Here is a 22,674-nt window from a genome sequence, read left to right on the forward strand (position 1 = left end):
AATGCTGATTTTAACACAGTTGAGCTTGATGGAAATACGGATAAGGCCATAAAAAAGCCCCAGCTGCAACGGCAGCCGGGGCTTTTTTATGAATGAGTATCAAGCGTTTCAGACGCGCGGATTAGGCGTAGTGCCAGGGTCGTAAGCGGGCGTAAGCGGCGGCTCCGGCACGAGCGGCAACCGAATCTTTTCATCATCGGCGACGCGTAGGGTCAGCAGGCCGCCAATAATCATCAGCACGCCACCTAGTACTACCACGTTCAGTGGGTCGAGGCTCGGGAACTGCCGCATGATGGCCGGCAGACCCAGCGAGGCGCACACCTGCGGCGTTACAATGAAGGCGTTGAAAACCCCCATATAATGGCCCATCTTATGCGAAGGAATGGAGCCCGCCAGCATGGCGTACGGCACCGACAGAATGGAAGTCCAGGCCACGCCCACGCCCACCATCGAGATGAGCAGCATCCAGGGCTCCGTGATGAAGGCCACCGACACCAAACCCAAACCGCCAGCCGTCAGGCAGAGCATGTGCGTGAGCTTGCGGCTCACTTTGCGCGCAATCCAGGGCAGCATTAGGCTGAACACCGCCGATACGCCATTGTAGACGGCAAAGGCTTCGCCCACAAAATTGGCGCCCTCATTGAATGCCGCCGACTTGGAATCGGTGGTGCCGTAGAGGTGCTTGGTTACGGCGAGCGTAGTGAAAATCCACATGCAAAACAGCCCGAACCAGGTGAAAAACTGCACCGAGGCCAACTGCTTCATCACCTTAGGCATGTGCAGCACCCCCGAAAACGTTTCCTTCACTCCCTGCCCAAACGTCACGGAGTTCTTTTCTCGCTCAAAAGCTTCCAAGTCTTCTGGCGGATACTCGGTGGTCGTAAACACAGTGTAGAGCACACACAGTAAGAAGGCCGCCGCGCCGAGGTAGTAGGCGTACTTCACGGAATTGGGCACGATGCCATTGGGCGCTTCATTGGCCACGCCAAACTTGGTGAGAATGGTAGGCAGCAACGATGCTACCACCGCCCCAATCCCAATAAAAAACGACTGCATGGCAAAGCCGCTGGTGTGCTGCTCGCCCGGCAGCTTATCCCCGACGAAAGCGCGGAAAGGCTCCATCGAAATGTTGATGCTGGCGTCCATTATCCACAACATGCCGCCCGCAATCCAGAGGGTAGGCGAATTGGGCATGATGAGCATGGCCAACGAGGCCAGAATAGCTCCTACCAGGAAAAACGGCCGCCGCCGCCCCCAGCGCGGGCTCCACGTCCGGTCCGACATGTACCCAATAATGGGCTGCACCAGCAGGCCGGTAAGCGGCGCGGCCACCCACAGAATCGGAATGTCGTCGGCGTTAGCGCCCAGATTGGAGAAAATGCGGCTGGTATTGGCGTTCTGGAGGGCAAAACCGAACTGAATACCCATGAAGCCGAAGCTCATGTTCCAGATTTGCCAGAAACTCAGGCGGGGCTTTTTGCGGGTGCTACTCGCAGGCGCTGCTACGCTAATTGCCATGTGGGAATTGGGGGATGAGGTAGAACGTTTTGTTAGTAGTGAGTAGGTAGTACTGAGTATTGAGACAATAAAAGAGCGGCGTCTCAATACTCAGTACTTCCTACTCACTACTTTAGAAATCTCACTTCTCGCCTTTTGGTTTGATTTCAAACACGTAGGCGCTGAGTGGAGCCAGGGTGAGATTTAAATACTCGGTGGGCGGGGTATTGTTGAGTATATCGGTGTAGGTGCAGAAGAAGTTGGGGTCGAGGCCCATACGCTGCCGTACTTCCCGCGGAATTTCGATGGTCGGAGTCATTGTTTTGTCACGGCTGAAGTTTGCCACGACTAGGAGGCGCTGCTTGTCGGTGTAGCGGAGGTAGGTGTACACCACCTTCTGGTCGTAGTTCTTGCTCAGGTTGTTGGCGTCCTGGAGCTCGTAGAACTTGCCTTTCCGGATGGCCTCGTTGGTGCTAGACAGGTTGAGCAACCGCACGTAAAAGTCGCGAAGCTGCTTCTGGCTCTCGTCGAGCTTGCCGCCGTCGAACTTGCCGCCGTTCATCCACTTCTGATGCTCGGGCACGCCCCAGTAATCGAAAATGGTGGTGCGGCCGTCGCCGGTATTGAAGCCCGCTACGCCATTCGCTGGCTCCCCCACTTCCTGGCCCATGTACAGCATTACGGGGCCCGAGGCTAGCGTAGCGGCCACCGTCATGGCCGGAATGGCCGTGCGCGGGTCAGTGGCGAAATCTTTGGAGGCAATGCGCTGCTCGTCGTGGTTTTCCAGGAAGCGCAGCATGTGCGAGGAGAAGCCGTTGCTTTCTTCCTTCCACACTTTGGTGAGTTCCTCGGTGTTGCCTTCGCCCCGCATCAGGCGGCGCAAGGCATCGTAGAGGCCAACCTTATCGTAGAGAAAGTCGAATTTGCCTTGCGTGAGGTAGCGCTTGTACTCCTTGGGGTTGTAGGCCTCCGCAACGAAGATGATGTCGGGGTTTATCTTTTTCACCTCCGGAATCACGTAGGCCCAGAACTCCACGGGTACCATTTCGGCCACGTCGCAGCGGAAGCCGTCCACGTCTTTCTGCGCCCAGTACACCAGAATGTCGCGCATCTTCTTCCACGTGTCGGGGATGGGCGAGAAGTAGGTTTTGCGGCCGTGCTGGTAATCGACGCCGTAGTTCAGCTTCACGGTCTCGTACCAGTCGTCCACTTTCGGCGCGGCCGTAAATACGTCGTTGCCCGTGGCTTTGGCGGGTATTTCCGAGAACTTGCCGTCTTCTTTAGGGCCGAGGGCCGCACCCAGCGGGTTGCCCGCTTTCGGCACGGTCAGGCTTTCGCCGGGCAGGTAGTAGAAGTTGTTGTTGGGCGCGAAAGCCTTGCTCCTTTCATCGGCGGCCCCCAGGTCCAGCACCCCAGCCGGCTTGGCATCCGACTTATAGGTGCGGGCCACGTGGTTCGGAATGAAGTCCATGAGCACCTTGAGGCCGTTGGCGTGCGTGCGCTTGATGAGAGCATCGTACTCCTGCATGCGCGTCTTCACGTTCACGGCCAAGTCGGGGTCCACGTCGTAGTAGTCGCGGATGGCGTAGGGCGAGCCGGCGCGGCCTTTCACCACGTCGGCATCATCGGGGCCGGGGCCGCCGAGCTTGGTGTAGTCGGTCATGGTGGCGTGCTCAATCACGCCGGTGTACCACACGTGCGAGACACCCATCTTCTTGAGTTCCTGCAGCGCCTTATCGGTAACATCATTAAACTTGCCCACCCCATTTTCCTGGGCGGTACCGTAGGTCTTGTTGAGGCTGGTTTTATTGCCGAACAAACGCGTCATCAGTTGGTAGACGACAATCTTGTTGTCCTTGGGCACCTCGTCGGTGGTGTTCGGGTCCGGCAGGGAAACGGATTCGGCCACAGCAGAAGGAATTCGTGAGGTCAGAAGAAGAGACGAAAAAGAAGCTAAGCCCAGGGAAAGGGCCGCGGCTGGCAGTAGCAGTTTTCTCATAATAGGGCAATATAGGCTTAATGTGCAGATGTGTTGATATGGCGGAGAGCTAACGCAAAAAGATTATCAGCCGGGTTTTCATCCATGATATTTCCCAGATGTAGAGCCCGATCTTGTTTCCTGCTTTAGCCTCTTGATGTTAGGTGCTGTATCCTCACATACGACTGCACGTCAAGCTCTTACCACTCCTGCGTGAGCGGGTGCAGCATTAGCTCATCCACTACCACATGAGCCGGGGCTTCGAGTACGTAGCGCACGGCCTGAGCAATATCAGAAGGCTTGAGGTGGGTTTTCTCGACCTCTGGCGCACCGGGCTGGGCATCGTTGAAATAGGTATCGACGAGGCCGGGGTAGATGGTGCTCACTTTGATGCCGTGCGGGCGAACTTCCTTGCGCAGGCTGCCGAGCAATGCGTCCTGGGCGTATTTGCTGGCCCCGTACACCGTGCCGTGCGCGAAGGTGCGCTTGCTCACGTCGGAGGCAATACCGATGATGTGGCCTTTCTTCTGGACTTTGAAATGCGGTACGGCGGCTTTGCAGAGCAGAAAAGTGCCTTTCACGTTCACATCGAACATTCGGTCCCATTCGGCGGCGTCGAAGTGTTCTAGTAGGTTGAAGGAGCCTACGCCGGCGTTGCAGATGAGGATGTCGAGGCGGCCGAAGCGGCGTAGGGTCTCATCCACTACGTTCTGAGCGTCGTCGGCGTCAGATACGTCGGCGGGGATGGCGAGGCCCTGGGTTTTGGAAGCTACTTCCTCCAGCTCTTGGGCGGAGCGGGCCACGGCTACCACTTTGGCGCCTTGCATGGCGAGGAGCAAGGCAATAGCGCGCCCGATGCCGCGGCTGGCGCCGGTTACAATGGCTACTTGGTCGGTTAGGTCGGTCATAGTTGTTCAGTTGTTTTTTAGCCCGCAGAGGGCGCGGAAGAAGGCGCAGAGGACGCAGATTGTTCTGGCAGGCCGTTGACTTTGCGGAAAATGCCGGCTTTAATGTAGGGTACGTTGAAGTTAATCAGCAAGCCCAGTTTGTGGCCGGAGAGTTTGAGGTAGGTTAACAGTTGCATGTGGTGGACCTCCAGCAGGGTTTCAACGGATTTCAACTCCACCACTACTTTGTTTTCAACCACCAAATCCATGCGGAAACCATTTTCAAGCTTCAGCCCATCATATATCACCGGCAACGGAACCTGCGCTTGCACATCCAGACCATGCTTGCGCAACTCATGGCACATCAGCGTTTCATACACCGACTCCAATAACCCCGGTCCCAGCTCAGTATGAATAGTGAAAGCCGCTTTCCGAACCAAATAAGAAACATCATTCTCGTGCTTCTGCGTCATCTGCGTAAACCTCTGCGCCCTCTGCGGGCCAAAAACAAAAGCACCTATTTCTTCAACTCCACCACCCAAGCCGTCCGCCCCGGAATCTTCACCGTCTTCAAGTCTGAAATAGCTGCCCCAGAAGTAATTTCTACCCCCGAAGAAAAGCCGCTAAGCCGCTCCGCAAAACGCGCCATGTCCACGGTTTTCTCGTCCTTGCCGGAGTTCATCATCACCATCACCGTGCCCGCGTCGGAGTAGCGGAAGTAGGTGTACACGCCGGCATCCGGGATGAAGTGCATGTACTTGCCCGCGTGCAGCGCCGGGTGGGTTTTGCGGTACTGTGCCAATTTGCTCACGTAGTTGAAAGCCTCCGCTTCGGCGCCGGTGCGGGTCGTGAACAGGTTCTTTTTATCGCCGGGGAAGCCGCCGGGGAAGTCCTCACGCACTTTGCCGTCGGGGTTGCTGAAATTCTTCATCAGGACCTCCGTGCCGTAGTATAGCTGCGGAATGCCGCGCGTGGTGAGCAGCCACGCAATGCCCATCTTGTACTTGGCCAGGTCCTCCCCTATCACCGACAAGAAGCGGCTCATGTCGTGGTTGTCGAGGAACACCACGTTGCGCATGGGGTCTTCGTAGAGCCAGTCGGCTTGCAGAGTATAGTACATCTTGTTGATGCCTTCCGTCCAGCCAGCATCTTTGGTCAGGGCCTCGTTGATGGCATACTGGCTCTGGAAGTCGAGCACGCTGGGCAGGTTGCTCTTGAAACCGTCAATTTCGGGCAGCACGTTGCGGGCGAAGTAAGCTTGTTGCGCCGTGCCCTGCACCCAGGTTTCGCCAAACATGCCCAGCTTGGGGTACTCATCCAGAATGGCTTTACCCCAATCCATCAAGAACTTACGGTCGGAGTACGTGTAGGTATCCACCCGATAGGCATCGAGGCCAGTGTACTCCACCCACCACAGGAAATTCTGAATCAGGTAGGTGCTCACCAGCGGATTGCTCTGGTTGAGGTCGGCCATGGTGGTGTCGAACCAGCCTTCCCCAAACTGCTTCCGGTCGTAGCCCGACACGTACGGGTCATTGAAAGCGGCGTCGCGGAAGTTGCTGCGCGTGAAGGCGGGCCACTGGTGAAACCAGTCTTTGGCGGGTGCGTCTTTCACCAGGTAGCCCTGGGTGCCCATGTGATTGAGCACTACGTCGTGCACCACTTTCAGGCCCTGCTGGTGCGCTTTTTGCACGAAAGCCGCGTACTCGGCATTGGTACCGTAGCGGCGGTCGACGGCGTAGAAATCGGTGAGGGCGTAGCCGTGGTAACTGGCTTTGGGCTGGTCGTTTTCCACGATGGGCGTGGGCCAGATAGCCGTTACGCCCAGCTGCTTGAGATAGTCAAAGTGGTTCTCTATGCCCTTCAGGTCGCCGCCGTGGCGGGCGTACATAGAGTCACGGGCCACGCCGGGCGCCTTCATGCCCTTGATGACGTCGTTTTTCGGGTCGCCGTTCGAAAACCGATCCGGCATCAGCAGGTAGATGAAGTCGGCGGTGTTTACGCCCTGCACTTTGGTGGGGTCCTGGGGCGTGGTGCGGGCGCGCAGCTCGTACTTATAAGTTACCTTTTTGGCGCCTTTGAATTCTAGTGCCAACTGCCCCGGCTTAGCTGTGGGGCTAATGGTGAGGTTGACGATGAGGTAGTTCGGGTTTTCCAGCTTCTGCGTGCCGTCCAGCGTCACGCCGTCGTAGCGCAGACTCACCTGGCTGCTCCCAATGCCCGGCCCGTGCACCAGCAATTGGAGCTTGGGATTCTTCATGCCCACCCACCAGAAGGCCGGGTCGATGCGCTCAATGCCTGCGGGTTTGGCGGCATTGGGGGCCAGCACGGCAGCACTGGCGCCCAGCCGGGCCAGCGTGGCGGGGTTTTGCGCCTGGGCGGCAGGTGCCGCCAGTACATCAGCAGCCAGCAACGCGCCGGCCAGCAAAGGCAGGAATCGGGGTGAAATCATGGGAGCAGTGGGAATTGAGTCAGAATGCCGCCAAGTTACGGCCGGAATAAGATGAGAATATAATGCTAAACTGCACGGATATGGTGGTGTATTGACTGATTTTTGCGCTGTGAGCGAGATTACCGAGCAAAGTGACGCTTGATCCGCAGCTATGTTGCTATGCGTTAGTATTGGGCCTAATATCAATAGTCAGTTATGCTTTCTTCCGCTTCCCTTGCTCGACTTCCACTATACAAATAGCAGTATGCTTGTCAATTACTCGGTTATAAAGAATTGCAGCAAACGACTTCCCGCCGTAGGTCCGGCTATCACACTCTACCTTCTATTCGTGCGCACTTTTGAATATCTCCAGAAGAAGCCTGCCATTGTACCGGTTGATACTGAGTATTTGCTGAGCCATGAATTTGCTGACGGCAAGGGCTTTCCGCCTTCGTATTTTGCTTTTGCCACGCAATTGGGATGGGGCAACTTATGCGGGCTGTTCCTGGTATATGTGCCCCTCAGTCAACACCCCGATTCCTGGTTGGTGCGAAGCACTCAGATTAGGCAGTACATGGAGGAGTTTTACGAAGAGATGACGCACGACCCTTTTCTACTGGAGCCAGATGGACACGAAGGCATCGAGCGGACGCTGATTCCTTTCGCCATGAGTGAAAACGGCGAGTATTTGGCGTGGGATGCTGCCCATCGTGGTGCAGATAATGAGTTTCCTATTTATGTGCTTGCTGCTCGCCTGGCAGGCATTCGTTATGGAGCCTCAGATCTATATCAATTCATTGAAAGATGCACGGATGAGGTAGCCGTGAAAACGATGTTAGGCCCTGGCTATAAGGCATTGCCGTCCATCTTTGAGCCGTTAGCTCTGGTGATTTAGTGTAGGGTGGTAGACTAAGCAGGCATGTGGCTAGTGCAACCATGGCAAAAACAGCTTCAGCAGAGCAACACCTACCCTACCGAGTGTCGCTCCGCTGGAGCTTTACCCAACGGTATAGTCGTTGTTTCTACCAATATGCCGCCCCGCCGGGGCTTGGTCTTCCCCGCATTCGGATAGTTGAGTATGACAGCTTGAAACGCAATGCCCGCTAACGCCGCTGAGCGTTGACGCAACGTTTCCTAACTAAAAGGGCCGGCTCCGCTGCTTTTATGCAGGTGGAACCGGCCCTTTACATTGTGGAAGTCGTGAGACTTAGTTTTTATGACACAAAGTGTAGGTGCTAAGCGGTAACTATTGCAGCTTCGCCAGCCAGAGCGAGGCGTTGAGGTGCAGGCGCGGGTGACTTACGTTTTCGCCCCAACCATCATACACCGTGTTGCCAGGTGAGCCGGTGCCGTCGTCAGCCGGCGAGGAGTCTCCAATAATCACGACCCGGCCCGAACCAAAAGTGCTGCTGGCAGCCATGGCGAGGCTATTGCCTTGGCTGGCCGAACTGCGCCAAATGAGGCCCTGCACCATGCTATTGACCGTGGGATTGAGCGTCATAGTAGCCCCGTTGTGGAAGGAGAGTTGCGATACGGCACCTTGTGAGCCATTGAGGATGGGGTTGCTGCCGCCGCGCACGTTGCTGCTGTTTTCCACGATGTTGTCGAGGTTCACGGAGAAGCCGAAGGGATTGGTTTGCACCGAGTTGTTCTGCATCAAGTCGTTCCAGATTTCGGGCGAGTCCCAGCCGTCGTTGTTGCGGTCCGAGATGTTGTGGTCGGAAATCATAAACAGCCCGCCGCCATTTTGCACGAAGCGCAGAATGGCCGTTTTCTCGGCGGCCGTGAACACAATGTTCGGCTCATCGACTACGAATACGTGGTAGTTGCTCAGGTCTTGCGGGTTGGAAGAGTTGCCGTAGCTGATGGCGGTGCCGGTCGGGAGTTGCTCTACCGTGTGGCCTTGCTTGGCCAGAGCCACGCCCCAAGCCGAGATGGCGCCGGTCCAGAAGGTTTCGGAAGAACTGCTCGTGATGCCGCTTTGCGCCGGCGAAGGAAAGCGCGAGGCCACGCCGCTGTTCACGTCCAGCACCCAATCGGCGTTACCGGCCAGTTCGCCATGCGAGCCGTCGAAGAGAAATTTCTTGCCGCCCGTGGCTGGAGGTGGCGTGCCACCCCCGCCATCGGTGCCACCGTACTGCTCCACGGTCACGTTGTCGAGGTTGATGCGGTTGGTACCGCCCGACGTTTTGCGGATTTGCAGGCGGACCGCGCCGCTCAGATTCACGGTGAACGACGCTGTGCTGAGGACGGCGCTGCTGCTCGTGATGGTGCTGCCCACCTTGGTGTAGCTGGAGCCGCTGTTCTGGCTGGCCCACAGCTCCCATTGTGAGCTAGCATCAGAGCCGTACACGGCGTGCCCAATGGTGACGACGCCGGCGCCGGCCGTGGTGTTGAAGTTCATAGTGATGGAGCCCGTGTTGCGCACCCGTACCGACTGGCTGCCGGTTTTGGCGTCGGCGCTGCTGTTGCCGAGCAGGGCGTCGGTGAGCGTCCAGGAGCCGGAGCCGAGCGTGATAGTGCCCGCGGCGTAGGAGGTTTTGGTGCCCGTCTCGAAGCCTTCGGGGAAGCCAGCGGCCGACACATTGGTAGTAACTGTGGTAGCTACCGGAGTAGCTGGCGTGAGTTCCTGCTTGGCGCAGGCCGCCGACAGCAGCAGCACAGCCGCCGCGAGTACACGGTTGAATTTCATAGGGGAGTTGGTTGTGGTTGGGAAGAATGAGCGAAGCGGCAAAGCTACCGGGCCCAGGTCGTCACCTTGTCCCCCGTTTCGTTATGGTTGCGTTACTAAGTGATAGAGCCAAGAACCTAGAATGAAGGACTTAGACACCTTGCTTGTGTTCAATAGCTATTTAGATTTCGCAGCCTCGCAAAAGCACACTGTAGAAGCAGTTAACCACGGTTGGGCTTGAGTCGGCGAAGCTCAACCAGCCGCCATTTTCAGCCTGCTTTTCGCCCGTATTCGGCCAACTCTTTCTTCGCTCGGCCCGTTTTTTAGAGTGGGCTCCGGCACTAGACCCGGCCAGCTACTCATCCTCTCAACCCCACGCATATGGCTACCGACCACAGCACCGACGGCACCGACACCATTCAGGAACTGCTCCTCTTCGTCAACGACCGAGTAGAAGGCTACAAAAAGGCCATCGAAGAAAGCAACGACCATGAGCTGCAAGGCTTCTACAAGCAGCTTGTGAGCCAAAGCCAGCAGTTCACCAACGAGCTGAACGCCTACCTGCGCAAGCAAGGGGCAGAGCCCGAAACCGGCACCACGCTCAAAGGCAAGATTTACCGTAGCTGGATGGATGCTAAAGCGCTACTCACCAACCACAACGAGAAGTCCATCCTTGGCTCCAACATTCACGGCGAGGAATGGGCCCTGAAGGCCTACCAGGAAGCACTGAACGATACCGACTTGCCTTCCTCCATCCGGCCCGCGGTGGAGCGGCAGTTCCATCACGCCGAGAAGACGTACAAGAGACTCAAAAAGCTGGAAAACAGCCATTAGGCGCCAGCGGCAGCTTGAATAGTCGACCAGGAACGGCTGTTGCAAGACAGGTTGTGTAAGCATCAGATACACAAACGAGTGTCTCAGTTCTAACTTCTCAATTCTAGTATCTCACTACTGAACATTGCGGCGCGAAGCTCGAAAGCGGAAGCTTAACCTTGGGTTGGGCTTCCGTTTTTTGCGGTAGAATGCTGACCTTGGCCGCCGCATTGGGGCCGGGCCGCTTTTCGTTGCCGGGCTTTCCCTTTCTTCGACTTCCACTTTTTCTACATGGCCTTTACGTTTCAACCCTACACTCCCGCTCCCGAATTCACGACGCAGGCGGCTTATTTCTCCATGGAGTTTGCCCTGGATCAAGCCCTGAAAACCTACTCCGGTGGCCTGGGCTTTCTGGCTGGCTCGCACATGCGCTCCGCCTACGAGCTGAAGCAAAACCTCATCGGCATTGGTATTCTCTGGACCTTCGGCTACTACGACCAGGGCCGCAACGAGGACCAAACCATGCGGTGCGACTTCCGCCTCAAGCAATATTCCTTCCTCGAAGACACCGGCCTCATTTTCCCCATCACCATTCACGGGACGGAGGTGAAAGTGAAGGCCATGTACCTGGCCCCCGACACGTTCGGCACGGCCCCCATGTTCTTCCTGACCACCGATATTCCGGAAAACGACTTCATCTCCCGCACCATTTCCCACCACCTCTACGACGCCGATACGGCGGCCCGCGTGGCGCAGAGCATTCTGCTAGGAGTGGGCGGCGGCAAGCTGCTCGATTTGCTAGGCGTGCCGATGGAAGTGTATCACCTCAACGAAGGCCACGGCCTGCCGCTGGCGTTCTACCTCTACGAGAAGCACGGCCGCAAGCTGGAAGAAGTACAGAAGCGCCTCGTGTTCACGACGCACACGCCCGAACTAGCCGGCAACGAAGAGCATCCGATGAAGCTGCTCACCGAAATGACCTTCTTTGGCTCGGTGCCGGAGGAAGAGATACGGCGCGCCGCCGGCGTCGAAAACGACCGGCTCAACTACACGCTCACGGCGTTGCGCTTCGCGCGTAAGGCCAACGCCGTATCGAAAGTACACGGCACAGTGGCCAACCAAATGTGGGGCGCCAACGCGGGCATCTGCCCCATCATCGCCATTACCAACTCCCAAAACGGCACCTACTGGCGCGACAAGCAACTGCACGAGGCGCTGGAAGCCAACGACGACGCGGCGCTGCTTGCCCGTAAGCGCGAGCTGAAAAAGGCCCTCTTCGACATCGTAGCCGATCAAACCGGCACCTTGCTCGACCCCGACGCGCTGACCGTGGTGTGGGCTCGCCGCTTCGCCGGCTACAAGCGCGCCGACCTTATCCTGCGCCATTTCGAGCGATTCCAGCAGCTGGTCAGCAATTCCGACCGGCCCGTGCAGGTTATCTGGGCCGGCAAGCCCTACCCGAAAGACTACAGCGCCATCGGCCTCTTCAACGACATCATCCAGAAAACCCGCAACCTGAAAACCTGCGCCGTCCTCACGGGCTACGAGCTAGGGTTGTCGGCGGCTCTGAAAAAAGGCTCCGACATCTGGCTGAACACGCCGCGCTTCCCGCGCGAGGCCAGCGGCACCAGCGGCATGACGGCCGCCATGAACGCCAGCATCAGCCTAAGCATCGCCGATGGCTGGATTCCGGAGTTCGTGCGCCATGGCGAAAACGGCTTCCTCATTCCCATCGCCAACCTCCACGAGCCCGAGCAAATCAAGGACGATGCCGAAGCCAAAGGCGTGCTCGACGTGCTAGAGCAGGAAATCATTCCGCTTTACTACGACCAGCCCGCTCAGTATCTGGCCATTGCCAAAGCCGCCATGCGCGAAGTGGAACCCGAGTTCGAATCGGGCCGCATGGCTACGGAGTACTACCAGCAGCTGTACAACGCGTAGAGTAAGAAACTAGAACGAGAAGGTCCCCTCCTTTTTCAAGGAGGGGTGGCCGTAGGCCGGGGTGGTAAAGTCGTTGAACGACATCTAGATCTAATTTTTTAGCTCTAGTTAACCACCCCGGCCTGCGGCCACCCCTCCTTGAAAAAGGAGGGGTGCTTTTAGTTGTAGTCCTAAGCCCCAGCTTCCAAAACCCCGCCTAGCACGGCCCACACATTTTCGGCCACTATGCGGTAGCCGGAAGCGTTGGGGTGCACGCCATCGGACAGGTTTAGCTCGCGGCGGCCGAGTACGCCTTGCAACAGGAAAGGCACGAACGGCAGGCTGTTTTTCTCGGCCAGTTGGCGGAACAGAGCTTTGAATTCGGCGGCGTAGCGGCCGTATTGATGGCCCCCCAAAGCCGACAGGTCGAAAGGAAACTCCATGCCTACCAGCACGATGCGCGCCTGCGGATACTTCAGCCGCACCTGGTCGATGATATGTTGCAGGTTCTGTGTGGTTTCCCGAACCGGAATGCCGCGCAGGCCATCGTTGGCGCCCAGCTCCAGCACGAATACATCGACGGGTTGGCGGGCCAGCACGCTGGGAATGCGCTGTCGGCCGCCGGCGCTGGTTTCGCCACTCACGCCGTAGTTGAAGGTTTTGTAAGGCAGTTTGAGCGAGTCGATTCGCTGCTGGATGAGGCTAGGGAAGGCAGCACTGGCCGGCTGCTGGTAGCCGGCGGTGAGGCTATTACCGAAGAAGATAATGTTTTGCATACGAGGAGGCAGCGGTTTGGCCGAGCCGTTGGGGGTAGTGTGGTTGGCTCCTGAAGGGCAACCTGAAAACACCGCGGCTAACAGCCAGAGCCAAACAGCGGAGAGGCGAAGCATCATAACAGGAAGAGAGAAATCAGTCTGAGCCCTACTCGGACCCGAAAGGCTATACTGACGGCAAGCAGTTTCGGGTTACTTATATAGGTGATTTACGATAAGTGCTTTGATATTTAAGAATAGCCAGATATTTTTGAATTGCTAGCTGCTCAGCTAAGCCCTCTCCATTCCCGCTTCTCCTTTCACTTCTTACTGCATGAACAAACTGCTACGCTACTCCGCGTTGGCGGGCACCGTTCTGACGGCTGCCGCGGCTCGCGCCCAGACTGGCAATGTGGGCATCGGCACTACCTCGCCGGCTCCTAATGCTGCCCTCGATATTCAGGCCGCCACCAATGATAAAGGGCTCTTGGTGCCGCGCGTCACGGAGGCGCAACGTACTGACATGCAGCCGGTAGCGCCAGCCACTGCGCTGCCCAACGGCTTGCTGGTGTTCCAGACCAACGGCACCCGACCAGGCTTCTATTATTACTACGGCGGGCAGTGGAATTATATGCCGCCCAACAGCCCAACCGGCGGCGACAACCTCGGCAACCACCTGGCCACTCAAAACCTGGTGCTCAACGACCGGGAATTGTTCTTGCGCCCCAACCTATCCGGCGGCCCCGACGATGACCACGGCCTCGGCTACTACGGCGCCAACCGCAACAACTGGCTGAACCAGAACATCAACGGGCCGGTTCTCTACGGTTTCAACGGCGGCGCGCTGGGTTCCAACTCCGATGGCACCAAACTCACCACGCTCCGCTGGACCAATCAGGGCCGCGTGGGTATTGGTACCATTGCCCCGGCCGGCCGCCTGCACATTCTTAACGATGGCGGCGGAAGCGGCACCGCTGACGACTATCTTTTCGACGAGTACGGTATTGGTGATCAAGGGCTTATCATGCGTAAAGCAGGCGGTACCACTGCCGCGCCCCTCAACCTGCCCGACGGCACCAATGATGCCACCGCTACCATGCTGGGCCAGGTTAGCTTCGTGCCCCGCTACGGGGGTGGGCTGAGTTTCACCGGTTCGCACCTGCGCAGCTACTACCGTGGCAACGGCAACAACTTGCGCACCGACCTGCGCCTCGTTACCAGTGGTTTGGAGCGCATGCGCGTTGATGCTAATGGTTACGTGGGCATTGGTCTGCCGGCACCCCGCTTTCCGTTGCACGTGGGTACCACGGAGGCTGTTGCACTCAGCCTAACCAGCAACAGCAACGTTGGCACTTGGCTGAAGATGGAGAATACATCGGTGGGTGGCCGAGCGTGGCACCTGATTTCGACAGGCGAGGTAAACGCGGAAGGTGCCGGCAAACTCATCTTCCGATATGGCGCGAACGACATTGGCGCAAGCGTGACTGGTCGGGTTGTGACATTCGCAACTACGGGCGTGGGCATTAATACCTCTACCATCGATGCGGCGGCGGCGCTGGAAGTGGCGGGCCGGGTGAAGATCACGGGAGGCACTCCCGGCGCCGGCAAAGTACTGACTTCGGATGCTACAGGCTTGGCTTCCTGGACGCTCGGTACCCCTGGCCCCGCTGGTCCGGCCGGGCCAGCGGGCGCAACGGGCCCGGCCGGTCCTACCGGACCAACTGGCCCACAAGGAGTAGCTGGCCCCCGAGGACAAATTGGACCGACTGGTCCTGCCGGACCCACCGGGCCTGCTGGCCCGCAAGGCGCTACGGGCGCCACCGGGGCTACGGGTCCCGCGGGTCCGGCAGGGCCACAAGGACCGCCCGGCGTGCTTGGCAACGGGACGGCCGTGTTTTCAACAGCCTCGATTCCCACGCCTACCAGTGCCACCACGCTTACGGCCAGTACCACCATAGTCGCCTACACCGACAACAGTTCCACCAATGGTACCGTGACGCTGGCAACAGGTACTGCCGGCCAACTGCTCATCCTCACCAACCTCGATAGCCAGCCCCTGACCGTAGTGAGTGCCAGCGGCATATCACACACGCTGCTGACGGGCTACGGCGCGCAATTTGTGTTTGTGGAAGGGGCTTGGCGCCGCATCTCCTAAGCAGCTGACTATAAATCATTCAAAGACATAACACTCTCTTCAGATGCGCCAGATATTGACTCCCAACGGCATCGAGCCGGTTGATACTTTCCAACAGCCTTCCACTCCTACCGAGCCCACTCGCCGCGGCTGGCTTAAGCGGCTGGGAGCCGCGCTAGGCAGCGGTCTGCTAGCCAGCGTGGTTGGTCCGCACCGCGCGCAGGCCGCTTACGCCCCGCAAAGCGTCGAGCCCTTCATTGGCGAAATCATGATGGTGGGATTCAACTTCGCGCCACGTGGCTGGGCGCTTTGCAACGGACAAATTCTGTCTATTGCGCAAAACTCAGTCCTGTTTGCGCTCATAGGTGTCACCTACGGAGGTAACGGGCAAACCACCTTCGCCCTGCCTGATCTTCGGAGCCGGGTGCCGCTTCATTTCGGCCAGGGGCCCGGGCTGTCCAGCTACAATTTAGGGCAAAATGGTGGGGAGGAAAGACACACCTTATCTTCCGGTGAGATGCCGGCACATACGCATGCCCTGAACATCCAGACGGGCCAAGGCAACAGCAACAATCCGAGCGGCAAAATACTAGCCGCCGATGGCTCCGGGCTGCCGCAGTTTCACGATGCTCCTTCGGGCACCATGGCACCAACAAGCATTGGGCCTGCTGGTAGCAGCCAGCCGCATAACGTCATGCAACCGTACCTGGCGGTCAACTTTTGCATTGCGTTGGAAGGTGTTTTTCCGTCGCGCGAATAGTAAAGAAGTTAATAGCATGGCAACCTACAGCGGGTTTCACATTGGGGTGCCAGTGTCATTCCGAGCAGAGCGAGGAATGACACCCCTACCCAGACCTGACAACGGCTCTATTTGCCAGAACAACGAGAATCAGCTACTAACAGATCAGCAGAGCTAGATGCGGGATAGCAGAATGTTAATGGGTGGATTTTACGATTCAACAAACCTTTTTGCCGGCTTCCTGCTTTACCTTTGGTGCCCAGACAAGAATGATTCTTATCTGGAGCCTTAGTCTTCAACCAACCTTTTCACGATGCCCGTTACGAAAGCAACCGACACCGATTTCCAGCAGATCCTTGAATCGAATGAAAAAGTAGTAGTGAAATACTACGCCGACTGGTGCGGCAACTGCCGCCTGTTTTCGCCTAAGTTCAAGCGCATGGCCGAAGCCATGCAAGACCAAGGCATCAAGTTTCTGGACGTAAACGCCGAAACCAGCCCCGAAGCCCGCAAGCTGGCCAGCGTCACGAACCTGCCATTTTTCGCCGTGTTCCGCAACGGCGAGCTGCTCGACACGGTAGCAGCCAGCAAGGAAGAAGCCGTAGCGGCTCTCATTTCGCGCCTCAACTAAGCCACCGCGCCTCATGAAGATGCCCGTCATCAAGCGCCTCGTAGAAACGCAGACGCTCGAAGCCCTGGTAGCCGCCGAAGAAGCCTTGCTAGAAGAGCAAGAGCCGGCATTTGAAGTAGAAGGCGAGGATGAAGGCGAAAAGCTCACCCACGTGTTTGCCGCTATCTTCATCCTCAACCACATGCAGGATCAGGGCTCCGATTTCAAAACCGCCCTGCGCGAGTACACCAAGAAAGTGCGCGTGTCCATCAGCTAGCACTGGGCTCGGCTGTCGCCGACCAATAGTGCAGCCTTTTTCAAGCAAACGGCCCGGTTCCTTTTAGGAGCCGGGCCGTTTTGATGTTGGCCTGAGCAGTAATTCGGTGTGAGTGGTGAGCAAAAGTAAAATACGGGCCCTGTTATGTAAGCTTCTGATAATTGTACATCTAGCTCACTTCTAATGTATTGCCTCTCTCTATCTAGCGCAGCAAGCCTAGCCCAAAGAAAAACAGTAGCTGGAGCATGAAGATGAAGGGTGCCAACGCGTTGCGCTTCACGAAATCGGTGCGGTTGAAGAATACTTGCAAAATTAGAGCCACTGCAAACCAGCCCTTGAAGTTTTGCAGCGGAATGACATCGAACTGCCACTGCCAGAAGTCGTAGCGCACGGCCATAGGTTCTATGCATACGTCGAGGCCCACCATGAGCACGGCGGCCAGCACGGCCCGCACAAAATCGGGAAGCGGCAGGTAGCGGACCAGTACGCCGGTAGTGTACGTGAGAATCAGCCAGTTGACGCCAATAAGCAGCGGCACATCCAGCCACTTAGGCCCTAGCGTGGCGCCGTACTTATAAGAGCCGAAGAGCAGCCCAGTCTGGATGCCCACCACTTCCACGAGGAAACCCACAGCCATCGTGACGAGGCAGAACCACCAAAAAGTAGGAGTACGCTCGGGCTGGAATGCCACTAACAGCCCCACTGTGAGCAGCAAGTTGAGCGGCACGAACTGGAGGTAGAAATCAGGGTCGCCGGAAAAGCCTAGCCCCAGAAAGCCCGTGACATGGAATAGCAAGAGAATACCCTGCGCCACGCGCAGGCGCCGCCGCTGAACTGCTGCCGCATATTCAGTAGCAGGCTCTACCGGAAGTTGTTGAGTGGGTTCGGGCATAGGGAAAGAATGAGCAATTAGTAATTAATAATTAGGACTGACCTAGTTTGCTCCTGGTTATTCAGCGGCAGGAGGGTCCAATTATTAATTACTAATTCTCATTTACTAATTAAGTCAGAGACAATACGAGCGGAAAGCAGGCAGAGCGGAATGCCGCCGCCGGGGTGCACCGAGCCGCCGCAAAAGTACAGCCCTTCCAGCTTCTGCGAGAAGTTGGGGTGTCGCAGGAAAGCTGCCAGCGTGTTGTTGCTGGAGCTACCGTACAGCGCTCCGCCAAACGATGATGTACGCGCGGCAATGCCCGGCGGGTCCCACACGTGCTCGGCCCGAATAAGGGCTTCTACGTTGGTGCCCAGCGCCTGGCTCACACGGCCTAACACGGCGGCGCGGGTGCGCGCCACTAGCGCCAGCCAGTCCTGTCCCTGGTCGTGGGGTACGTTCACCATCACAAACCAGTTTTCGTGGCCCGCCGGGGCATCAGTAGGCGTGTGGCCGGAGGTGATGTTGACGTACACCGTGGGGTCGTCGGCCACAGTTTTTTCCCGGAAGATGGCCTCGAACTCGCGCTTGTAGTCGGCGGAGAAGAAGATATTGTGCACGCCCAGCTCCGGGAAGCGCCGACCAATGCCCCAATAGAAAATGAGGGCCGACGACGAGCGAGGCTGGCCCAGAGTGCGTTCCGGTGCGGGCTGTTTGGGCAACAGATGCCGGTAAGTGGGCACCACGTCCATGTTGCTCACTATCAAACCAAAGTCGTACACGTCGTGGGCTGTGCGCAAGCCGGTTACGCGCCCCTCGGCGGTCAGAATTTCCCCCACGGGCTCCTGGTAGCGGAACTGCACGCCCAGCTCTTCGGCCAGCCGCACGAGGCTTTGCGCAATGGCGTAGATGCCGCCTTCGGGGTAATAGGCGCCCAGGCCGTGCTCCAGGTGCGGAATCAGGCTGAGCGTGGCCGGGGCTTGGTAGGGGTCCGAGCCGTTGTAGGTTGCGAATCGGTCGAAGAGTTGCACGAGGCGCGGGTCTTGCGGGAAGGCCGCGGCGTGGCGCTGGTGCATGGTGCTGGTGAGGCCAAGCTGGGGCAAGGCAGTTAGCGCCTTCAGCACCTCGGCGCTTAGGTAGGTGCTGGCTTTGTGCAGGGATTTTTGTAGAAACGTGCCCGCCGTAGCTTCATAGGCTTGGCCGCTGCGCCGCAGAAACTTCAGCACATCGGCGGCGGGTACGCGCAGCTTGGTCTCTATTTCTTCGGCGAACTTCTCCTCATCAGCCCAAGCGGTGAGCTGGGTGCCATCAGCGAAAAAATACTGCGTGATAGGGTCGAGGCGCTGGTAGCGGAAGTAGTCCTGCGGTTCGCGGCCCGCCAACCCAAACAGCTCATCCACGAGGTGGGGCAGCGTGAATAAGGAAGGGCCGCCGTCGAAACGGTAGCCGCCAGGCAGCTCCAGCTGGTGCATTTTTCCCCCAAAGCTCTCCTGCGCCTCAAATACCGTGACGCGGTGCCCCCGCACGGCCAGCCGCACCGCCGTAGCAATGCCCGCAATACCCGCTCCGATGACGGCGACGGCAGGATGAATAGAGGAGGAAGCAGTTTGGGAACGTGACATGGGCAGATAACCGCGAAAGACCCAAACAAAGTTTTGCGGGCCTTCCATTCGCCCAAACTTACTATCCACCTGCCAACCAGCCCTAGGGCAATTATGGTTAACTCAGCTTGGGAGAGAACGGCGCTTTCAAATAGAGCAATTAGAATGTGGTTGCTATAGGCAAAAGGCTAGTACTGGCATCATTCTGGCGGTAAGGCCTGAAAATAGGCGTATCGTTCTACCATTACCAACTGCCCTATGTTTTCATCTTGTACGTGCCCGCCACTACTAGCCACTCTTCTGGTCGTAACCCTGCTGAGTGGTTGTGTCCGTACGCCGCAGTCTTCGGTGGCCAACAAAAAGGAGCCTACACTTGCTCTTCCCCAGCCCATTGTCTCCTACGTAGCTGTTAGAGCCGATGGTTCTACCCTGCCACCTGAGGCTGCCGTCGCCACCGCGGAAGCCAGTCAGCTCCATAACACGCTGCATACATGGCTGCTACGGTATGCTCGCACTACTCGCTTGGTGCTGCCTGCTCAAGTTTCCAAAGCCGCTGCTCCCACTGAGTCCGATGCTGCTTGGGCGCGGGCTTTAGCGGCTAGCCAGCAGTGCGAACTAGTACTTATCACGCACTTGTATCACCAGCGAGTATTCTATTCAACTGTGGGGGCACAGCAAGGCCAAACTGTTGTAGCACAAGCCACTGCACCCGGCACAGTGGTTACTGTTCCTGCGGCATTAGGGCCCGGCTACACGGAAGAGCTTAGTGTCGACCTAACCTTGTACCAGGCCAACGGTGAAGTGGTTTGGAAACGCAGTGAGCGAGGGGTACCGAACTATAAATATCCGAGTTCTGGCTACGTCGCCGATCATCTGGCCGAAGAAGCTTTGTACTCTCTGCCCCTACCACGCAAAATCTGGTAGTGCTGGCTGAACGCGGCTGCGGGCTTGCGTGAAGTAAGCTGAGCGCAGGACAAAGATCAAGTCTAGGTGTTGCGGAAAAGCGCTGCTGAATGAGGATAGCCGCTTTTACGGGCGCCTACTCCACCGCCAGCACCAACCCTTTCAGGTATTCGCCTTCCGGGTGGAACAGACTCACCGGGTGGTCGGCGGGCTGGGTGAGGCGGTGCAGGATGCGGGCGGGGCGGCCAGCTTCGATGGCGGCGGCCAGCACGGCGCCCTCAAACAATTCGGCCGAAACTACTTGTGAGCAGCTGAAGGTAAACAGCAATCCGCCTGGTGCAATCTGCCGGATGCCAGCCGCGTTGAGGCGTTTGTAACCCATAAGGGCATTGTGGCGGGCCGAAAGGTGCTTGGCAAAGGCCGGTGGGTCGAGCACGATGAGGTCGTACTGTTCTTGGCTGGCTTTCATGAAGCTGAACACGTCTTCGGCATAGGCGGCGTGCTTGCTGGCGAGGCCGGTGAGAGCAGCGTTACGCTCGGTCAGTTCAATGGCCTTCTTGCTCGAATCAACGGAATGCACCAGCTCGGCGCCGGCTTGCAGGGCGTAGGAGCTGAAGCCGCCCGTGTAGCAGAACGTATTGAGCACGCGCCGGCCAGGCGCGTAACGGGCCAGCAGACTGCGGTTGTCGCGCTGGTCGATGAAGAAGCCGGTTTTCTGGCCCGTTTCCCAATCCACCGCAAACGGGTGGCCATTTTCGTGCACCACGTGTTCCTGCCCGCTGCTTTCACCGAATAGATAGCCATTCTGCGCACTGGGAGCGGCTTTGACGGGCACGGTTTCGGCGCTCTTGTCGTAGATGGCGCGCAGACCCGGCACCACTGCCTGTAAGGCCGCCGCGATGAGCGGCCGAGCCTTATACATGCCGGCGCTATGGGCCTGTACCACGGCCGTATAGCCATACACATCGATGATGAGACCGGGCAGACCGTCGCCCTCGGCGTGGGTGAGGCGGTACACGTCGGTGTTGCCGGTGCCGGTGAGGCCCAGGCCCTGCCGGAGCTGGTAGGCATTGCGGAGGCGGGCTTCCCAGAAAGCCGCGTCGGGTAGTTGGGCCTCGGGGCCGAAATCCAGCATGCGCACCGCAATGGAGCCCGGCGCGTAATGGCCCACGCCGAGCACCTCGCCGTTGGGCGCCTGCACCGTCACCACTTCACCCTCTATCACCTCGCCCTGCATCCGCCCAATAGCCCCCGAAAACACCCACGGGTGGCGGCGACGAAGGGACTGGTCTTTACCGGGTTTGAGCGTGATGATGGCGGGCATAAGGCAAAAATTCAAACGAAACGAGAATGCCCAAAGGTACGGCAAAGCCGGGTGGCCGCGGGGCGTAACAATTTGTTCACGGCTCAAACTTGCCGTCGGCTTATGCCTCTGCGTTGAATGGATAATATTGATTCGTATTGATAACGAAAGATTTAGCTTTTCAACATGGCTTCTTCGCCGCTTTCTATTGGCCTACTGGCTGCGTCCGGCCTCGTGCTGTTTCTGTACGCTGTGAGCCGTTTGGCGCTGGCCTTGCGCCACGTGGCCGGTGAGCGAACCAAAGACATCCTGCACCGCTTCACCAAATCCATTCCGGCCGCTATTCTCACCGGCACCGTCGTCACCACGCTGCTCGATTCGTCGTCGGTGGTTATCATTCTCGTGATTGCGCTGGTGAGTGCCGGGGCCTTGCCGTTTCGCAATTCGCTGGGCGTGGTGCTGGGCGCCAACATTGGCACCACCATTTCCAGCCAGCTTTTCGCTTTTGATTTGGGGCAGTACGCGGTGCTGGCCATGCTGCCGGGCTTGCTGCTGCTTTCGCTCAGCAAGAAGCGCAACGGGCGTACGGTGGGCCGGGCGCTGTTTTGCTTTGGCCTCTTGTTCTTTAGTCTGTACCTGATTGGCGAAGCTGCCGCGCCGCTCAAAGAGTATAAGGGGGTGCAGGCGTGGCTGCTCAAGCTCGAAAACCCGGTGCGAGGCGCCGGAGCCGGGGCTCTCATTACACTGCTCGTGCAGTCGTCTTCGGCCACGCTGGGCATGGTTATTAAGCTGGCTGGCAAGGGCTTGTTGACGCTGCCCGCCGGTGTGGCGGTGATGTTGGGTGCTGAGTTAGGCACCTGCTCCGATACGCTGCTGGCTACCGTGGGGCGCGGCCGGCCGGCTCTGCGGACGGGCCTGTTTCACTTGGGATTCAATCTGATAAGCATTGGGCTGGGCCTCTTGCTTATCAAACCGTTTACGACACTCGTTCTGGCGCTGGCCGGCCACGCCGAGGTAGCTCGGCAGATTGCGCATGCCCATGTGCTGTTCAACGTGGCCGGGGTGCTACTATTCGCGCCCCTGCTGCCGCTTTGCCAGCGCCTACTCGAAGCCGCCCTGCCCGATAAGCCCGCCGCTAAAGCTGTGCCTACGCCCGCTTAAGCAGGTAATGGGTGTTAAGTATTTGGCATTGAGACAACAGAAGCCTTATCTACAGCATAGGCCTTCTATCCAACATCCTGGTACTAATGACTCACAGCTTAGAAGTATCTTGCCGGTCGTCCTGAG

Annotated in this window: 18 protein-coding genes; 8 read left to right on the forward strand and 10 right to left on the reverse strand. The window is 57.9% G+C overall.

Annotated elements, in window-relative coordinates; translation table 11 throughout:
* Window positions 1–108 precede the first annotated feature (108 nt).
* The 5 genes from ACYSMN_RS07095 to ACYSMN_RS07115 all read right to left on the reverse strand — a co-directional run bounded on the left by ACYSMN_RS07095 (window position 109) and on the right by ACYSMN_RS07115 (window position 6,814).
* Window positions 109–1,518, reverse strand: a complete 1,410-nt coding sequence (locus ACYSMN_RS07095; RefSeq protein ID WP_488923155.1) for an MFS transporter — start codon at window positions 1,516–1,518, stop codon at window positions 109–111.
* A 121-nt stretch (window positions 1,519–1,639) separates the two neighbouring features.
* Complete coding sequence (locus ACYSMN_RS07100; protein ID WP_488923156.1) at window positions 1,640–3,496, reverse strand: alpha-amylase family glycosyl hydrolase; 1,857 nt, start codon at window positions 3,494–3,496, stop codon at window positions 1,640–1,642.
* Between the two features lie 179 nt (window positions 3,497–3,675).
* Window positions 3,676–4,383, reverse strand: a complete 708-nt coding sequence (locus ACYSMN_RS07105; protein ID WP_488923157.1) for an SDR family oxidoreductase — start codon at window positions 4,381–4,383, stop codon at window positions 3,676–3,678.
* 17 nt (window positions 4,384–4,400) lie between these two features.
* A complete protein-coding gene (locus ACYSMN_RS07110; protein WP_488923158.1) occupies window positions 4,401–4,835 on the reverse strand; it encodes a GxxExxY protein in 435 nt (144 codons plus the stop codon).
* Between the two features lie 44 nt (window positions 4,836–4,879).
* The gene (locus ACYSMN_RS07115) at window positions 4,880–6,814 is read right to left on the reverse strand and encodes a glycoside hydrolase family 13 protein (protein WP_488923159.1); all 1,935 of its coding nucleotides are present in this window, start codon (window positions 6,812–6,814) and stop codon (window positions 4,880–4,882) included.
* A 214-nt stretch (window positions 6,815–7,028) separates the two neighbouring features.
* On the opposite strand from ACYSMN_RS07115, the gene ACYSMN_RS07120 reads away from it, so the two are divergent.
* Complete coding sequence (locus ACYSMN_RS07120) at window positions 7,029–7,688, forward strand: hypothetical protein (RefSeq protein WP_488923160.1); 660 nt, start codon at window positions 7,029–7,031, stop codon at window positions 7,686–7,688.
* A 351-nt stretch (window positions 7,689–8,039) separates the two neighbouring features.
* Here ACYSMN_RS07120 and ACYSMN_RS07125 read toward each other — a convergent pair whose 3' ends face one another.
* Window positions 8,040–9,485: a hydrolase gene (locus ACYSMN_RS07125; RefSeq protein WP_488923161.1), complete on the reverse strand. Its 1,446-nt coding sequence runs from the start codon at window positions 9,483–9,485 to the stop codon at window positions 8,040–8,042.
* 360 nt (window positions 9,486–9,845) lie between these two features.
* Between ACYSMN_RS07125 and ACYSMN_RS07130 the strand changes: the two genes are divergently transcribed.
* Complete coding sequence (locus ACYSMN_RS07130; protein WP_488923162.1) at window positions 9,846–10,298, forward strand: PA2169 family four-helix-bundle protein; 453 nt, start codon at window positions 9,846–9,848, stop codon at window positions 10,296–10,298.
* A gap of 270 nt (window positions 10,299–10,568) precedes the next feature.
* On the forward strand, window positions 10,569–12,218 hold the full coding sequence (gene glgP / locus ACYSMN_RS07135) for an alpha-glucan family phosphorylase (RefSeq protein ID WP_488923163.1): 1,650 nt from the start codon (window positions 10,569–10,571) through the stop codon (window positions 12,216–12,218).
* Window positions 12,219–12,388: 170 nt separating this feature from the next.
* On the opposite strand, the gene ACYSMN_RS07140 is transcribed toward glgP, so the two are convergent.
* Window positions 12,389–12,973: an arylesterase gene (locus tag ACYSMN_RS07140; RefSeq protein ID WP_488923164.1), complete on the reverse strand. Its 585-nt coding sequence runs from the start codon at window positions 12,971–12,973 to the stop codon at window positions 12,389–12,391.
* Between the two features lie 310 nt (window positions 12,974–13,283).
* Between ACYSMN_RS07140 and ACYSMN_RS07145 the strand changes: the two genes are divergently transcribed.
* From ACYSMN_RS07145 to ACYSMN_RS07160, 4 genes are all read left to right on the forward strand, one after another.
* Window positions 13,284–15,104 (forward strand): hypothetical protein, encoded by a 1,821-nt coding sequence (locus ACYSMN_RS07145; protein ID WP_488923165.1) that lies wholly within the window; start codon window positions 13,284–13,286, stop codon window positions 15,102–15,104.
* A 43-nt stretch (window positions 15,105–15,147) separates the two neighbouring features.
* On the forward strand, window positions 15,148–15,843 hold the full coding sequence (locus tag ACYSMN_RS07150) for a phage tail protein (RefSeq protein WP_488923166.1): 696 nt from the start codon (window positions 15,148–15,150) through the stop codon (window positions 15,841–15,843).
* Between the two features lie 292 nt (window positions 15,844–16,135).
* Window positions 16,136–16,453, forward strand: a complete 318-nt coding sequence (locus tag ACYSMN_RS07155; RefSeq protein ID WP_488923167.1) for a thioredoxin family protein — start codon at window positions 16,136–16,138, stop codon at window positions 16,451–16,453.
* A gap of 13 nt (window positions 16,454–16,466) precedes the next feature.
* Window positions 16,467–16,709, forward strand: a complete 243-nt coding sequence (locus ACYSMN_RS07160; RefSeq protein WP_488923168.1) for a DUF6952 family protein — start codon at window positions 16,467–16,469, stop codon at window positions 16,707–16,709.
* 202 nt (window positions 16,710–16,911) lie between these two features.
* Here the strand turns inward: ACYSMN_RS07160 and ACYSMN_RS07165 are convergent, their stop codons facing one another.
* From ACYSMN_RS07165 to ACYSMN_RS07175, 3 genes are all read right to left on the reverse strand, one after another.
* Entirely contained in the window at window positions 16,912–17,601 is a 690-nt protein-coding gene (locus tag ACYSMN_RS07165) for a carotenoid biosynthesis protein (protein ID WP_488923169.1), read from the reverse strand.
* A gap of 98 nt (window positions 17,602–17,699) precedes the next feature.
* The gene (gene crtD / locus ACYSMN_RS07170; protein ID WP_488923170.1) at window positions 17,700–19,202 is read right to left on the reverse strand and encodes a 1-hydroxycarotenoid 3,4-desaturase CrtD; all 1,503 of its coding nucleotides are present in this window, start codon (window positions 19,200–19,202) and stop codon (window positions 17,700–17,702) included.
* A 1,018-nt stretch (window positions 19,203–20,220) separates the two neighbouring features.
* Window positions 20,221–21,408 (reverse strand): class I SAM-dependent rRNA methyltransferase, encoded by a 1,188-nt coding sequence (locus ACYSMN_RS07175; RefSeq protein WP_488923171.1) that lies wholly within the window; start codon window positions 21,406–21,408, stop codon window positions 20,221–20,223.
* A gap of 165 nt (window positions 21,409–21,573) precedes the next feature.
* Here ACYSMN_RS07175 and ACYSMN_RS07180 point away from each other — a divergent pair, with 165 nt between their 5' ends.
* Window positions 21,574–22,548 (forward strand): Na/Pi cotransporter family protein, encoded by a 975-nt coding sequence (locus ACYSMN_RS07180; RefSeq protein ID WP_488923172.1) that lies wholly within the window; start codon window positions 21,574–21,576, stop codon window positions 22,546–22,548.
* Window positions 22,549–22,674: the final 126 nt, after the last annotated feature.

It is taken from the genome of Hymenobacter sp. M1-2, from assembly GCF_057808495.1.